Source organism: Verrucomicrobiia bacterium (assembly GCA_019634625.1).
Taxonomy (GTDB): Bacteria; Verrucomicrobiota; Verrucomicrobiia; order Limisphaerales; family CAIMTB01; genus CAIMTB01.
On sequence record JAHCBA010000008.1, the window covers coordinates 162,185 to 178,256 of the forward strand.

Sequence of the window (16,072 nt, forward strand, 5' to 3'; positions counted from 1 at the left end):
CGGAAATGGTCCGCATCGCAGCCGTGGCTCTGCTTCGACCAGGGGTCGAAGGCTCGTGGCGGGTGTGGCCAATGAACCGACTGCCACGAGTCCGATCCAGGAACCGCTGACCCGCGGGAACCGCCGGGCACCCTGTCCGGCACCGCGGCAGGCCGGGCGTCTGCCGCAACCCGCCGGCGGTTCATGGAGGGCCACCGCTGACGGTGCCGGGTTGGCCGGGGTTCCGACCGGTGCCGCACCCCCTGGGAGAGAGCTACCCACGAAGCGTCAACCCTCGAAAACCATGAAGACTCGACGGATCTCCCGCGGTGGTGAAGGCGGACACTGTTGCCCCGGCTTCAGTTTCCCCCTGTTGACTTCGGCCCTGGCCGCAGGGTGGATCCTGCTGTTCTGGCTCGGCGGTGCCCGCCTCGCGAGCGCCGCCGAACACCTCTTCGTCCGGGTCGATTCTCCCGGCCTTCTCTCCGAACGTGGCAATGTCTGGCCCCTGGCCTGGGGGGACTACGACGGGGACGGCTACCTGGACCTGTACGTGCCGCTCAGCGGTCCGGACTGGACTCCGGCGGTGAACCGGCTCTACCGGAACAACGGCGACGGGACCTTCACCCTGAGGACCGCGGAGGATGCCGGTCCCATCGTGAGCGACCGGGATCGGTCCGTCGGGGCTTTTTGGGGCGACGTGAACAACGACGGTCGCCTCGACCTGCTGGTTCAGGTTGACGTTTATTCGGACGACGCGCCGAAACTGCCGCTGCGCCTGTACCTCAACCACGGAGGTGGACGGTTCGGATCGGTCCTGGCCGGTGCCCTGAGCGGCGTTTATCGGCTACCCGGTTGGGGCAACTTGTGCGATTACGATGGCGACGGCTGGCTGGATGCCTTTATGGGGGGGGACGGCCGCGACCCTAGGGATAGGTACCACATGCTGTTCCACGGCCGAGGCGACGCCGCCTTTGACCGCCTCCGAGAGGGAGAACTCGCCACCCAACGCATCACCAACGGCTACGCCAACAATTCCTTGTGGACGGACATCGATGGGGACGGCGATCCCGACCTGCTGGTCGCCAACGTCGGTACGCGCGCTCACGACTTTGTCTATCGCAACGATGGCCGGGGCACGTTCACCCGCCTGACCAACAGCATTCTCGAAACACCCAACCATCGGTCCTTTCACATCATCTCCGCCGACCTGGACAACGATGGCGACATCGACATCGTGTCGGCCGGCGACACCACCCGCATTTATCTGAACGACGGCGCAGGCAACTTCACCTTGTCTCAAGACCTGATCGCCTATGCCGGGCCGAAGACCGGTGACTACGACAACGACGGCGATGTGGACCTCTTGTTGTGGGCGGGTGAGGACGTCGCCCAACTGTATCGAAACGACGGCACGGGACGCTTCGAGAGTGTCGAGGAGGCGTTCACGGTGAAGGGCTGGCTCGATCAGTCGCCCTTCGTGGACTACGACAACGACGGGTTTCTCGATGCGGCTGGAGTGGGGGAGGATGGAACCGCCTGGAAGATTGTCCTGTTCCGCAACCAGGGGAACGGCAACCACTGGATCAAGTTCCGCCTCACCGGCACCGCCTCGAACCGCTCCGCCATCGGTGCCAAGGTCCGTGTCAAGGCCACCCTCGGGGGACAGACCGTCTGGCAGATGCGCGAACTCTTCTCCTGGGTTCTCGCCGAAGACGGCCTTCGCGCGCACTTCGGCCTCGGCGATGCCACGGTGGTCGAGGAGGTCCGCATCGAGTGGCCTTCCGGAAATACCACCACCCTGACGGATCTTTCCGTGAACCAGATCGTGGACGTGACCGAGTCCGCGTGGATCCGGCCAGCCCGTCCGGTGGTCACCGTCAACGGCGCCGTGAGCATGACCAACGTGGTTTCAGCCCTCTCCCGCCAATGGTACTTCGACGGACAGCCGCTGGAGGGTCAGACGGAACACGTGCTCACCCTCACCAACGTGCAGCCCCGACAGGCCGGACGTTACTCGGTCGTGTGCCAGACGGCTGGCGGCACGGAGACCTATTACGTCTATGTGCGCGTCCTCGACCACTTCACCAAGGTCGTCGAGGGCGAAATCGCGACCGAGGAGTTCGGCAATGACCGCGCCATCTGGTTCGACATGGATCGCGACGGCTGGCTCGATGTCTTTATCCCCAACGACTACGATGTTCGTGGGCTGAGCGACTCGCTCTTCCGCAACCTGGAGGGGCAAGGGTTCGTGCGGGTGACTGATTCCCCCGTCACGGTGCGTCCGATCGGTTCCCCGGGCGGCGCCGCCGCGGACTATGACAATGACGGGTGGCCCGATCTCTTCATCACCCGGGCCGGCACGAGTGACCTCTTCCGCAATCTGGGCGGCGGCCAGTTCGTCGCGGTGCCAGCTCCGTACAATTTGCCGAGCCGGCAGGGGTACGGTTCCTCCTGGGGGGATTACGATCGCGACGGCCACCTGGATCTCCTGGTGGCCTACTCGGCCAGTGCCGCGGTCGATCGGGAGGGCCTTTACCGGAATAACGGCGACGGGACCTTCACCGGCATGACTGCTGCCCTGGTTGGAAGCCTGCTCGCGGAGGATGCTCACTCCTGGGACTGCTCATGGCGTGATATCGATCAGGACGGCTGGCCGGATGCCCTCTATGGGAACCTGTCCGGACTCCGTCTCCACCGCAATCTGCGCGACGGCAGCTTCTCGCGCGTCGCGTCGGCCAGCCTCGACCGGGTCCAGGTCAGTGCGAGCTTCGCCTGGGGCGACTTCGATCAGGACGGCGATCTCGACCTGTTTGTCACTTGTTGGAGTTCGGGCCCCGCCGGCCTGTATCGTAATCAGGGCGACTTCCAGTTCGAACGGGTCGTGGCGGCCGGCGATCTGGTCGGCTCGCAGTTTGCCGTCGATAGTTTTCCTGCCTGGGGCGATTACGACAATGACGGTTACCTCGATCTGTTCGTCGCCGTTCACGACGGAACCCGACCCAGCGGCCTCTACCGCAACCGTGGCGACGGAACGTTCCAGCGGGTGGATGCCGGCGACCTGCTCACCGCAGGCGAGCGACGTCTCTACCCCGTCTGGGTCGATGTCGACAACAACGGGTTCCTCGATCTTTTCATCCCCTGCGGCGATGTCGTCACTGAGGATTTCCCACCCGTCCGCAACCCGTTCTTCCTGAACTCCGGCAACGGGAACTCCTGGCTCAAGGTCCGGCTCATCGGCACCACCTCCAACCGCGACGGCATCGGCGCAAAGATCCGCGTTCAAGCCACCGTCGCCGGTCGGACACTCACCCAGATGACCGAGGTGAATGGGGAGAACGGTGCCCCGCTCCTCGCCCACTTCGGCCTCGGCGATGCCGTTCGCGCGACCTCGGTCCGCATCGAATGGCCCTCCGGCATCGTGCAGAAGCTCGCCAATGTCGGGGTCAACCAGACCCTCACGGTCACTGAACCCGAGCGGATCCGACTCACCTTCACTCCCACGGCGGAAGGACTGCGGGTCACCTGCCACGGGCTTCCCAACACAAGGTACGTGCTGCAGCGGTCGTCGGATCTCAAGACGTGGTCGACGGTATCGGGTTTGCCCGATACCGACACCGATGGCGCAGCGACTGCGGTGGTGTATCCCGGCACCGACGGTTCCCGGTTCTTCCGGGTGTACAAGCCATAGGACCACCCTTTCCGTCCGGATGGACGGAACTCGGGCTCTGGCCGCTGAAACCTGTGTTCTCCCGTGTGCCGGCCAGAGCCTGCGAGATCCCTGGTCATGGTGCGCCAGGTTCCAGGGACAACACCGCGTCGCCGGTACGATTTCCGGAAACAGACCCGGGATGACTCCTTAAGGTGAGGTGGGGTCCGATCTGTCCGCGCTGGTCCCTGCCTCCCGCCACATCACCGGACCCGGTTGCGGATCGCCGAAAGTCGAACGGATCGGCCCCACTGAAAGCAGGAAATGCAGCCATGAACCCTCCTCATGCAGCCGGGCAACACCCCGCATCCGGCACCCTGACATCGACACGACCGGGCTGGCGGACGTTCGCGACCCATGGTCTCGCGGTCCTCTGCGGACTTGCCCTCCACGTCATCCTGTCGTCCCCCGCCGCCACGAACTTCGTGAGCGCCCGGGCCCAGGGTCGCGGCGACGGCAGTTCGTGGGCGAACGCCTTCACCAACCTCCATCTGGCCCTGGCGCGCGCGCAGTTCGGGGATTCGATCCACGTCGCCGAAGGCACCTACCGTTCCGGCGCACAGGGACAAGACTCCTTCCGCATGGTGGATGGGGTGCAGATTCGTGGCGGGTACAGCGGGTCCACCAACAACCCGTTCTTCCGGGACCCTGTCCGGCATCGGAGCATCCTGAGCGGGGATGGTTCCCGGCGTGTGGTGATGAACGAGAATGTGGGGCATCGGTCGGTGTGGGACGGCTTCACCATCACCGGCGGCAGTGCCGACCGGGGCGGCGGCATGTTCAACCGCAACGCCATGATCGTGGTGCGGGATTGCGTGTTCGAGGGCAACAGCGCGGGCGAACGCGGAGGGGGTGTGTTCAACGAGTCGTCGGCTGCGCTCTTCGACCGGTGCGAGTTTCGGAACAACAACGCCTTTTCCGGCGGGGGCGTCTCCGATGACGCCTCCACGTCGCTGCTGATCGACTGCCTGTTCGAGCGCAATCAAGGCGCCTACGATGCCGGCGCCGTCTTCGAATGGAACTCGCAGGCCCTGCTTTCACGCTGCGTCTTCCGGAACAACTGGGTCTGGGACACCGCGGGCGCCTTGGGGGCTCAATGCCAGAGCCGGGTGTTCCTGGTCGCCTGCACCTTCGAGGACAACATCGCCGAGGCGGGAAGCGCCGGGGCCATCTGGAATCGCATGGAGGGCGACATCACCCTGGACCGCTGCCTCTTTCGCGGCCACCGCCGCGGCGTCATCGTCAACGGGATGTCATCCCGTCTCACCGCCTTGAACTGTCTCTTCTTCGAGAACACCAGCGACAGGGCCGGCGGTGTCATCGACGCGACCGAGCGTTCAACGACCGTCATCGAGAGCTGCACATTCGCTTCGAACACGGCTCCGAATGGACGGGCCATCGCCGCCGGATCCTGGGGAACCGAACCCGCCTTCATTGAAATCATCAACTCGATCCTGTGGAACGGCGGCAACGAAGTCTGGAGCCAGAACAATTCCACCATCCGAATTCGGTTCAGCACCGTGACGGGTGGCTATCCCGGGATCTCCAACAGCGCCGAGGATCCCCGCTTCGTCGGGAGCGGCGATTACCGGCTGCAAGCCGGGTCGCCCTGCATTGACCGGGGCGACAGCCTGGCTTCGGGCTTTCGCAGGGATCTCGACCACCGCGAGCGTCCCGCGGACGGCGATGGCGACGGCGTTGCCGCATGGGATCAGGGTGCCTTCGAGCGGGGCGGCGTTCTACCCCGCGGGCCCTTCATGACCTTCGAACCCGCCGACGTGGAGGCGATCGAGGGAACCACGCTCCGGTTGGTCGGCGCGACCGCCGGGACGCCTTACTGCTCCTACCAATGGCGCCAATGGCAAACCAACAGCTCGCGATGGGTGGATCTGCCCGGGGCGACGGAACCCCGACTCATCCTGACCAACCTTCAGGCCGTTCACGCGGGCCGGTATCGCGTGGTGGCTTGGGATACCACGGGCAGCGTCACCAGCGCCGTGGCGACGGTGACGGTCCGTCCTGTGCCCGGGTTCTGGGTGCCGGCCCCCTCCATGGCGTCTCCCAGGTTTCGCCATACCGCCACCGTGCTGGCCGACGGACGTGTCCTGGTGGCGGGGGGTGACACAGGGAACGGTCGGCCTCTCGCATCCGCGGAGATCTTCGACCCGGGTACCGATCAATGGACGACCCTCCGTTCCATGAACGAACCCCGTCTCCACCACGAAGCGATCCTCCTGCCCTCCGGCAGGGTCCTGGTGGCCGGAGGCACGACCGAATTCGGCCAAACGACCGCCTCGGCCGAGCTTTATGATCCCTCGGCCGGGGGGTGGACCCGAGTCTCTCCCATGACCACCTCCCGGTCCTCGTTCACCGTGGTTCTCCTCCACGGCTCGAGACATCCTGGCAAGGTGCTGGCCATCGGCGGCAACAGCTACCCGAACGGAGACCGAGGCGCCGGCAGCGTGGACGCCCTCGATCGCACCGAAGTGTACGATCCCGTGGCGGATCGATGGTCCCCCACCGCCAACCTGATCACCGGAAGGACCCTCTCATCCCCTGCGGCCGTGCCATTCGCCGATGGCTCCGTCCTCGTGGTCGGAAACGGATCGTGCTGCCCGCTTCGGTGGACCGCCGCACCCGAACTTGCCCATCCCGACTTGACCCGCTGGGAATCCCTTGACCTCAAGGCCACCCGGGCCACCCAGAAAACCGTTCTCCTGTCGTCCGGTGAGGTTCTTGTGGCGGGGGGACTGTCTGGCATTCACGACCGCTCGATCGTCACGGCCGATGCCGAAATCTACAACCCGGCAACGCGCACCTGGCGGGCCACTGGGACCATGTTCACCGGCCGGCGTGATTTCACCCTGACCCGGCTCCCCGATGGCGAAGTGCTGGCGGCAGGCGGTTCGAGCGGATGGTGGGAGAGATGTCGCAACCTCTCCAACGCCGAACTCTACAACCCGGTCACGGGACTGTGGACGCCCATCGCTCCCCTCCAGGTGGCCCGCGCCCTCCACACCGCAAGCCGCCTGCCCGACGGCCGGGTTCTCATTGTGGGTGGGCAGTCGCGCGACCTCTATTGTTCCGGACCTGTCCTCGCCTCCGTCGAGATGTACGTCCCCACCGCCCTTCCCCAACCGCCCAGCCTCGTCCTCGAAGCCCGCACAGTGGGTCAATGGCCGCCCCTCCTGAAAATCCCCGCCTGGCGGCTTGCCGTCGACCAGGGCCGCGTCTTTTCCCTGCGGCTCCAGGGAACCTTCTCCTGCCTCGGCCTCGATGCCGATGACACTCCGGTCGAGCTCGGACGCCTCGAAATCCCAGCCACCCTGTGGGACTTCGATGTGGAAGGCGACGTCGCCCTCGTCACGGTCGCCTACCTTGGTCAATTGCTCTTCATCGATGTCCGGGACCCCGCCAACCCCCGGTTGATCCTCACCCACACCCCACCCCGCCCCCCGCGCCTCGTCCGTATCCGCGATGGGCACGCCTTCGTCCTGGCCCACGACGGCACCCTCGACATCCTGGATATCAGGGATCCGCTGCATCCGGTCCCGGTCGGTTCCCTCGCCACCCTGGCGACGGACGCCTTCGATCTTCACATCACGGAAACCGACGCCTGGTTGGTGTCCGATTTTGCCTCGCCTCCGGGAAATGTTCGCCGCATTGACATTCGCAATCCCTCCGCACCCATCGACCGCACCCCGGGGGAGCTTCCGAATCTTGGGCGGATCGACTCGAGTGTCCGAATCCGCGGCGCCGTGCTGTACGGCACGTCCCTGGTGCAGGGCGGACTCCGGGTCGTGAGCCTGCAGAATCCGGATCAACCGGTTCTCCTCGGCACCGTTCCCTTCACTCAAGGCGCCCGTCGGTTCGCCCTGGGCCTGTCCATCGCCGCTGTGCCCGCCTCCGGAGGGGTTCAGATGCTCGGTCTGACCGATCCCCGCCAACCCCGACCCATCGCCACCCTCGTCAGCCGCGGCGGAGCCGAGGATGTCGCGTGGGACGGTGCCCGATTCTGGATCGCCGGTCCCGCGGGAATCACGGTTGTCGATCCCGCGCACCTTCCGTTGCATCCCGACTTCGTTCCGACCCTGCCGCTCTCCCGCCGGGAATTCTGTGCGGTCGACGTCCAGGACAACCTGGCCGCCGTCGCCAGCGAAACCCTCGGTGTGACGTTCTTCGATGTTTCCCGACCCAAGCGGCCGCGTCCGCTTTCGTTCATTCCCATCCCCGATGCGCGCGATATCCGTTTGGAGGGTCCGTGGGCCCATGTGGCATCGGCCTCCGAGCCGGGTTACACCCTCCTCGATATCCGCAATCCCGCGAACCCGCTCCCCGTCGCGCACGCTGTCATCGACCGCGCCCACGGGGTGGACATCCGGGGGACGAACGCCTTTCTGGGCATGCTCCGGGGCGGGTTGCGTGTTCTCGACCTGACCCGACCCGGGGAGCCGATCCAGGTGGCCTCCATATTCACCCGGTTCCCCACCAACCGGATCCGGATTGCCGGTGAGCACGCGTGGGTTTCGGGCCACGGCGGTTTCGAGGTGTTCGATATCCGCCAACCCGTCTCGATCGGGTGGCTCGGCCGCTACGAAACCACGAACGCCCTCGCCGAACTCGACATCGCGGGTTCGCTGGCTTGCCTGGCGACCAGCTCGGGCGCCTTGCTCGGATTCGATATCAGCCGACCGGAAGATCTGCGTCCGGTTTGGTCCACCTCGGCGGGGTCTCCCGTCATCACCCTGGCAGCTTCGGAACAGATGGCGGTCGCCATCGCTCAAACCAGCCCGAACCGGTTGATCGCGGTCCCCCTCGGCTCCCCGGGCGCCCCCGAAGTCGCCAGCCTCGAGATCGAACCCGGCGGACTTCGAGCCCTGGCGCTCCAGGGTTCCAGAGCATTCCTCACCGACGGACCGATGGGTCTGCGCATCCTGGACCTCCGCATCGGGCGTGTCCAAACACTCGAGTTCCCGCTGCCTGCCGAACGGTTCGTGGACGATCTGCCCCTCGAACTCCACCCCATTGCCAGCAGCGGTCTGCCGGTAACCTTCTCGGTGCTGAGCGGTCCCGCCCGACTGGAGAACCACCTGCTCATCCCCACCGGCCCAGGCCAGGTGATCCTGCGTGCCGAACAGGCCGGAAACGACCTGTGGCAACCCGTTTCGATCCAGGTCTCGATCCAACTGCTCCGCCGACCCCAAACCATCGCCTGGATCCAGGCGCCGACCGGCCCGCTGGAGATGGGTCAGACCTACTTCATCGAGGCGGTTGCCAGCAGCGGCCTGCCTGTCGCTGTCCGCGTCGCCCAGGGCAACGCGGAGCTGTCCACAAACCAATTCACACCCACCGGGCGGGGAGTTCTCTCCTTGTCCGCGCTTCAGGTCGGCGACGACACATGGGAACCCGCTTCTGCGGAAGTCGCCTTCCAGGTCTCCGGATGGCCGCAATCCATCGAGTGGATGGATCCCAGCCCCACCCAGCTTCAAGTCGGCGAAACCTACTCCCTCGATGCCGTCGCCAGCAGCGGACTCCCAGTTACCGTCTCGATCTCAAGTGGCTTCGCCACGCTCGACGCGAACCAGCTTCGCCCGGCATTCCGTGGAACCCTCGTGGTCCGGGCCGCGCAGGCCGGGGACCTACGCTGGGAACCGATCACCCGGGACCGCGTGTTCGAAGTCGCTGGACCTCCCCAAGCCCTACTCGTCTGGCAGGAGAGCCCGAATCCCACGCCACCCTACGACACCTGGGCCAATGCCGCCCGCACCCTCCCGAACGCCATTGCCCTGGCCGCCCCCGATGACCTCGTTCTGGTCACCAACGGCGTCTATCGCACCGGCTCCATGGCAACCCCGGACGGCCCAAGCCGTGTCGCCATTCCCGACGGCGTCATCGTCCGCAGTGTCCATGGCCCGCAGCTCACCGTGATCGAGGGCGACCCCTCCGGGATCCGCTGTGTCCACCTCGGCGACGGCGCCGTGCTCTCCGGGTTCACTCTCCGCCAAGGCCGCGCCGAGGCCGGCGGCGCGGTCTTCTCCACCAGTCCGCGCAGTCTCCTGACCGATTGCATCCTCACCGACAATTCCGCCTCCACGCATGGCGGCGGGGCCGTTGGCGGGACGCTTCAAACCTGCACCCTGTCCGCCAACCGCGCCCCGGTCGGTGGGGGCGCTTCCGGCAGCCGCCTCGAAGACTGCGTGTTGCGTGCAAACATCGCGGAGTACGGCGGCGGTGGCACCTTTGGCGCCATCCTCTTGCGCTGCTCGATCGAGGGCAACTCAGCCGCCCTGGGCGGTGGAGTCCATCACGGGGAACTCGATCGATGCACGCTGATCGGCAACTCGGCGGAGGACGGCGGCGGCGCCTACGATGCCACCCTCCGCAGTTGTGTCGTGATCGGCAATTCCGCCCGCAACCGGGGCGGAGGGGTGATCAGTTCCAGCCTGTACCAATGCACCCTGACCGAGAATACCGCCTCGGAAGGCGGGGGGGCGGCGGGCCGATGGACCGAGATCCCCGGATTGGGTTTCCAGGTGCCTCTGCCCTGCCGGTTGTTCAACTGCATCGTGGTGGGCAACACGGCGACGAATCCCACCCACGCCAACCATGCGATGGCGCAGTTCAGTCATTCCTGCACCTCCCCGCACCCCGGCGGCGCCGGCAACCTCGACACCGACCCGCGATGGCTCACCGCCAGTCACCTCGCCCCCGATTCACCCTGCCTCGCCGCGGGCCACCCGGACCATGCCACCGGCCTCGACATCGATGGCGATCCCTGGGAATCGCCTCCGTCCATGGGCGCCGATCAGCCGCGCTCCAGCGGTCCCTTGAGCGTTCGAATCCTCGCCGCGACCCTGGAAGGGCGAAGCGAGGACACCCTGCGCTTCGTCGCGCTCGGCGCCGGTGCCCTCACCCGCACCGTGTGGGACTTCGGCGATGGCATCACCTTCTCCAACGTGCCGGTGGCCACCCATGCCTGGATCCGTGGCGGCATCCATACCGTCACCCTCACCGGCTACAACGACACCCTGCCGGACGGCGTGCAGGACAGCGTTCAGGTGACGATCACCGAGATGTCGCCCCGCCCCAGCATCAGCGAACCCCTGGTGCCCTCGGCGGCGGCCCCTTACGGCCCGGCGTTTGTTCTCACCGTCCATGGCACCGGCTTCACCCCAGGCAGCGTGGTGGCCTGGAATGGCCAACCGCGTCCCACCACCTATCTCAACCCCTGGCGTCTGACCGCAGTGATCGGCGCCGCCGACATCACCCGGCCCGGCACGGCGCATGTCACCGTCATCAATCCAGGAACTGCCGGCTCTTCCGAACCGGCGCTCTTTCCGGTGGCCACCCCGTTGCCCTCGGTGATCACCCGGCGATCGGATTATCCGGCGCCACCGGATATCATTGACCTGGTGGCGGCCGACCTGAATGGCGACGGCTTTGCGGACCTCATCTCGGCCCATTGGCATACGAGCGAAGTGACGGTGATGATGGGGATGGGCGACGGCACCTTCCGTGCCGGAGATACCTACGGGGCGTGCGGCGCCGCCGGATTGACGGTGGGCGATTTCAACGGGGACGGCGTGAAGGATCTGGTCGTGGCCGAACGGGCCTGTGGATCGATCCTGATGCTGCTGGGAAACGGCGACGGCACCTTCTACGAAGCCGGGCGCTGGGACGTTCCGACCCTAGGTTATTACGGTCCCTACGCAGTGCTGGCCGACGATTTCGACCGTGATGGCCTCCTGGATGTGGTGTCCTCGAACGAGGGCGGGGCCAGTCTCACCGTCTTCCTCGGTCAAGGCGACGGCACTTTCCGTTCACAGCATGTCATCGCCATCGGCCGTGCCTGCCGGAACCTGGCCGGCGGCGACTTCAACCGGGACCGCTACGCTGACCTGGCGATGGTGACCGAGGACGGCCACCTGTTCGTGCTCCTGGGCGTCGGCGACGGCACCTTCCTCGATCCGGTCGATTACGATCTGGAAGCGGAATGGAGCCTCGTTGTGGCGTCGGCGGACCTCGATGGCGACGGTGTGCTCGATCTGGCGGCCACGGCCGGCAACGACGCGCTTGCCCTGCTGTTTGGCAACGGGGATGGCAGCTTCCGGTGGGGTGGCCATTGGCCGATCGGGGTGATCCCACACTCCATCGCATGCGGCGACCTCAACGCCGATGGACGGCTCGATCTGGTGCTGGGCACCGGCTACCACGACACCCTCGCGCTCCTGCTCGGCAACGGTGACGGCACCTTTGCGGAGCCAGTGCAGTATCCGGGCCCCCCGAATCCCCGCGGCATTGCAGTCGGCGATTTCAACGCCGACGGCCGCCTCGATGTCGCCCTGGGCAGTCAGGGGAGTTCCGTCCTGTCGATCTACCTCCAGGCGACCGCCTCGTTCCTTGCGCCCCTCCAATCGGGCGAGTGGATGGTGATCCGATGGAATGATGCGGCCAAGGGCCTGCGCCTCCAGCACAGTCCGACCCTCGCGCCCCCGCAATGGACCGATTTCCCGGGGACCGAGGACGTGACCGGCATCGCCATCCTGCCCGTCCAGAGCAGCGGCTTCTTCCGTCTGGTGAAGCCCTGATGGGGGGGCGAATGGGGAATGGCGAATGGGGGCCGTGGCGCTTGGGAGCGCCGGATTCAATCCCATGGCTGCCCACGTCATCACCCCGTGCGAACCGCCTCGCAGTTACACTCGTCAGTCCCGGTGACGGGACTTCCAACGCGCAAAGGAAAGCACGCTGTGCGACTCCCCCCATCAACCAGACGCAGGCCGTTCAAACCGGCAGACCATTCACATGGTACACCCTATGAAAACCGACCTTGTCATCCTGTCAGCCAACCTGCTCCTGACCACTGCATTGGCCACAACCGAATTCCAGGTGACCTTTCTGCCCTCCAGTTCGGCCACGTATCAGAAAGGATTCTTCCACAGCGATCCACCTGGTGCATCAGAGACCGCGGACCCCGCCGGGCCATTCGACGGCAAGCCGTGCGCATTTATGGGATATCATTCAGGGGGAAGTCAGGAGCACATTGGAAATGAATACTTGATCTACCGAATGCAACTGGATTTTGCCCGCGACGTCTATTTCGATTCCTTCTACGAGATCGCCAATGGGGCTCAATTATCCACCTCGTTCCTTCGCGTCCTCACCACGAACAGGGTCGTGCTTCGCCAGATCGCGCTTCACGAAGCGGTTAATGTTACGACCACAAATCGAATTCATGTCGGCCTCGTCGGGCGTTCGTTCATCATCGATTGCTTCGACCAAAGCACTACTTACCGCTGGCGAGGGCGTTTTGGTGTCGCCTATTTGAATACATTGCCTCTGACGGTGCCGACCTTCATTCACCATCCCCTCGACCAGGAAGTACTCGCGGGAGCCACCGTGCAGATCGAGGCCAGTGCCCTTGGTCCGGCGCCCTTGAACTATCGCTGGCAGTTCAACGGCGTGGATCTGGTGGACGACGGGAAAATATCCGGCAGCGGCACCAGCACTCTCCAGATCCAGGGCGTGGACCTGGGAGACGCCGGCGCCTACAGGGTCGTGGTGAGCAACGCCCACGGTTCGATCACCAGCAATCCCGCCCTGCTCTCGGTCCTTTTATTGTCACCCGCGATCACAAAGCAGCCTGAGCACCGAATGGTGGTCAGCGGAAGTTCGGCAGGCTTTACCGTGGCGGCCCACGGCAGTCTGCCGTTGACATTCCAGTGGCAGCGCAACGGGGCGGACGTTCGGGAGGACGGACGCATCACCGGCTCCCGAACCCCCTCGCTGGCCATCGCTGCCGCAGGTCTCGATGATCTCGGGATTTACACCGTAACGATCCGAAACGATTACGGCTCCGTGACCAGCATCCCGGCAGCGCTAACGGTGGTCCTGCAGCCGCCTGACATCATCTCCGATCCTGAGGATCAAGAGGTGTTCAGCGGTTGGGAGGCCGTGTTCAGCGCCACCGCGGTTGGGAGCTTGCCGCTCCATTACCAATGGTATCGGGACGAACTGCTGCTCGTTGACGGCGCCCGCATCCGCGGCGCACAGACGGCGACCCTGACCCTCGCGGACACTGAGCCGCTCGACCTCGGTCACTACATGGTTGAGGTCCGCAATGCGTATGGCGCGACGCTGAGTTTTCCTGCGCGACTGACGGTCATCATGGCGCCGCCTGGAATCACATCGGAACCGCGGGCGCAGCGGGTCGCCTTGGGTTCGACAGTCATCCTGCAGGTCGCAGCCATGGGTAGCCTGCCGTTGAGCTATCAATGGGAGCGGGACGGCATCCCCGTCGTGGATGGAGCAACCACATCCGGAGCGGCCACGAGCGCGCTCACGCTATCGGGCCTTGGCATCGGGGAACTGGGCGACTACCGCGTGATTGTCCAGAACCCGTTAGGCTTGCTCCCGAGCAAGTCTGTGTCCGTGTCCACGTTCGGCGCAGTGCTGCGCATCCGGAGGCGAGGCGATGAAGTGGTGGTTTCATGGAGTGAAGCAGGCAACGGCGCGAGGCTCCAGAAGACCAGCAATCTGGCGAGCCTAGACTGGCTGGATATACCTGAATCGGAGTCGCAGGCGAGCATCGCATTGCCCTTGGAGCCTGAACCCGCCTTCTTCCGCTTGTCACAGAGCCTTCGGCAGATTCGGATCGATTTCGAGGATCTGCCGAGGCTTACTTACCTCACCGATCAGTATCAAGCTTTGGGTCTTCTCTTCTCGGCGGATGGGGATGCGGGAAAGATCCTCAATCACACCGACGGCGACGAGGGCACGGCGGACTTCGGTTCCTCCGGTCAGCAGTCCTATAATTGCGGCGGATGGGGCTTGACGAAGATTGCGTTCTTGAAACCGGTGTTTCGGGTCGGGTTTCGCGCAGGTGATGGCGACTGGCCCTCGGAATCGTTCGTGATCCGGTTCTACTCATTGACGGGCGTGTTGTTAGCCGAACAATTTCACACCACCCACAGCGGACCCATCGGGGGTGGAGTGGATGTCGCCTACGAACACCCCGATGGCATCGGCGGAATCGAGTTGAGGGGCAGCCCGGGGAGTGAAAGCGGCTTCCAGATCGACGATCTGACTTTTTCGATCGCACTCTAGCTCGATACATTGGGATCGCATCATCCGCCAAGTCCCCAAGTCTTAACGGACTGAAGGTACGCAGGTCGGCGGGAGTGCACTCTCATACCCCCCGTCGAGCGGACCGAAACGATGCCGATGGCGATTCCGACCCCGACCCCGATTCGAGGATCAAGATTATGATCAGGATCAGGAGTGAGAGCCGTGCATCCCGGAGTTGTGGGTGAGGGGAGGCAGCGAGTCCACATTCCAAAACACCACCCCCTTGCGGCCTCGTGGAACTCGACCCTCCGATTTCACCACCCCGTTTCACCCTTCGGAGGGACGAGCTCCGCGAATCCTCATCCCAACGCGCCACACGGTTGCGGCCTCGTGGAACCCGGCCGTCCGAGGCGAGGCTTCGCAAAGTCTGCACCTCTCCCCGCAACTCCGGGATGCACCGGATGGAGAGAGCCCCCCCCGGGGGGGGAAATGAGGGTGGTCCCCAAAGGGTTGACGGGCGTCTCGAGGATCCAGACCGTGTCCGCATCATCCTGGGGCGGGCAGCGCCTGGTTCATGAAATCCTCGGAATCCGCCAGCAATCCTGCCGAGTTCACGTTTGGAACCACCCACTGGAGCGTGGTCCTGGCCGCCGGGCAGGGCGATTCACCATTGGCGGAGGTGGCACTGGATCGACTCTGCCGCGCCTACTGGTATCCGGTATTTGGGTTCATCCGGCATCATGGCCATCCTGCGGAGGAAGCGCGCGACCTGACGCAGGAGTTCTTTGCCCGCCTTCTGATCCGGGGCGGCATCGGCAAGGCCGATCCATCGCGCGGGCGATTCCGGGCCTTCCTGCTGACTTCGATCCGGAACTTCCTCTCCGACGCCTGGGATTGGCAGCGGGCGAAGAAGCGCGGCGGGGGGCTCCGAACCATTTCCCTGGAGGAGTTGGGATGCTGGGAGGATTGGATGGTGGACTCGGACGCCACGGCATCCCCGGAGCAGGTTTTCGATCAGGCCTGGGCGGGTTCCGTCCTGCGGAACACCTGCAGCCACCTGCGGGATGAGTATGCCGCAGCGGGCCGGACGGATCGGTTCGAGGCACTGGAGCCGTATCTTCCCGGTGGGAATGCGGAGGAAGCAGGCAGGGGGTTGGGGCAACGCCTGGGTTTGACCGAGGCGGCCCTGCGCTCCGAGGTGCACCGGCTGCGCCGACGCTTCCGCGCCCTGCTGCGGCGCGAGGTGGCGCATACCGTGGCCACGCCCGAGGAGATCGACGGGGAGATCCGCTATCTCATGCAGGTGGTTGCCGGGTAACC

4 protein-coding genes are annotated in these 16,072 nt (G+C 65.1%); all 4 read left to right on the forward strand.

Going from position 1 to position 16,072, the window contains the following annotated elements; genetic code table 11:
- Positions 1 to 283 precede the first annotated feature (283 nt).
- The 4 genes from KF833_07165 (at position 284) to KF833_07180 (ending at position 16,070) form a co-directional block, all read left to right on the forward strand.
- The gene (locus KF833_07165; protein ID MBX3745074.1) at positions 284 to 3,670 is read left to right on the forward strand and encodes a VCBS repeat-containing protein; all 3,387 of its coding nucleotides are present in this window, start codon (positions 284 to 286) and stop codon (positions 3,668 to 3,670) included.
- A 290-nt stretch (positions 3,671 to 3,960) separates the two neighbouring features.
- Entirely contained in the window at positions 3,961 to 12,276 is an 8,316-nt protein-coding gene (locus KF833_07170; protein ID MBX3745075.1) for a VCBS repeat-containing protein, read from the forward strand.
- A 226-nt stretch (positions 12,277 to 12,502) separates the two neighbouring features.
- Positions 12,503 to 14,791, forward strand: coding sequence for an immunoglobulin domain-containing protein (locus tag KF833_07175; protein MBX3745076.1), 2,289 nt, complete (start codon positions 12,503 to 12,505; stop codon positions 14,789 to 14,791).
- A 535-nt stretch (positions 14,792 to 15,326) separates the two neighbouring features.
- Positions 15,327 to 16,070 carry a sigma-70 family RNA polymerase sigma factor gene (locus tag KF833_07180; GenBank protein MBX3745077.1) on the forward strand — a complete coding sequence of 248 codons (744 nt, stop codon included), beginning with the start codon at positions 15,327 to 15,329 and terminating at the stop codon, positions 16,068 to 16,070.
- Positions 16,071 to 16,072 lie beyond the last annotated feature (2 nt).

Bases quoted from the DNA above. Each gene is read 5' to 3' on its own strand.
- KF833_07165 (MBX3745074.1), top strand. From the start codon at position 284: ATGAAGACTCGACGGATCTCCCGCGGTGGTGAAGGCGGACACTGTTGC.
- KF833_07175 (MBX3745076.1), top strand. From the start codon at position 12,503: ATGAAAACCGACCTTGTCATCCTGTCAGCCAACCTGCTCCTGACCACT.
- KF833_07180 (MBX3745077.1), top strand. From the start codon at position 15,327: ATGAAATCCTCGGAATCCGCCAGCAATCCTGCCGAGTTCACGTTTGGA.
- KF833_07170 (MBX3745075.1), top strand. From the start codon at position 3,961: ATGAACCCTCCTCATGCAGCCGGGCAACACCCCGCATCCGGCACCCTG.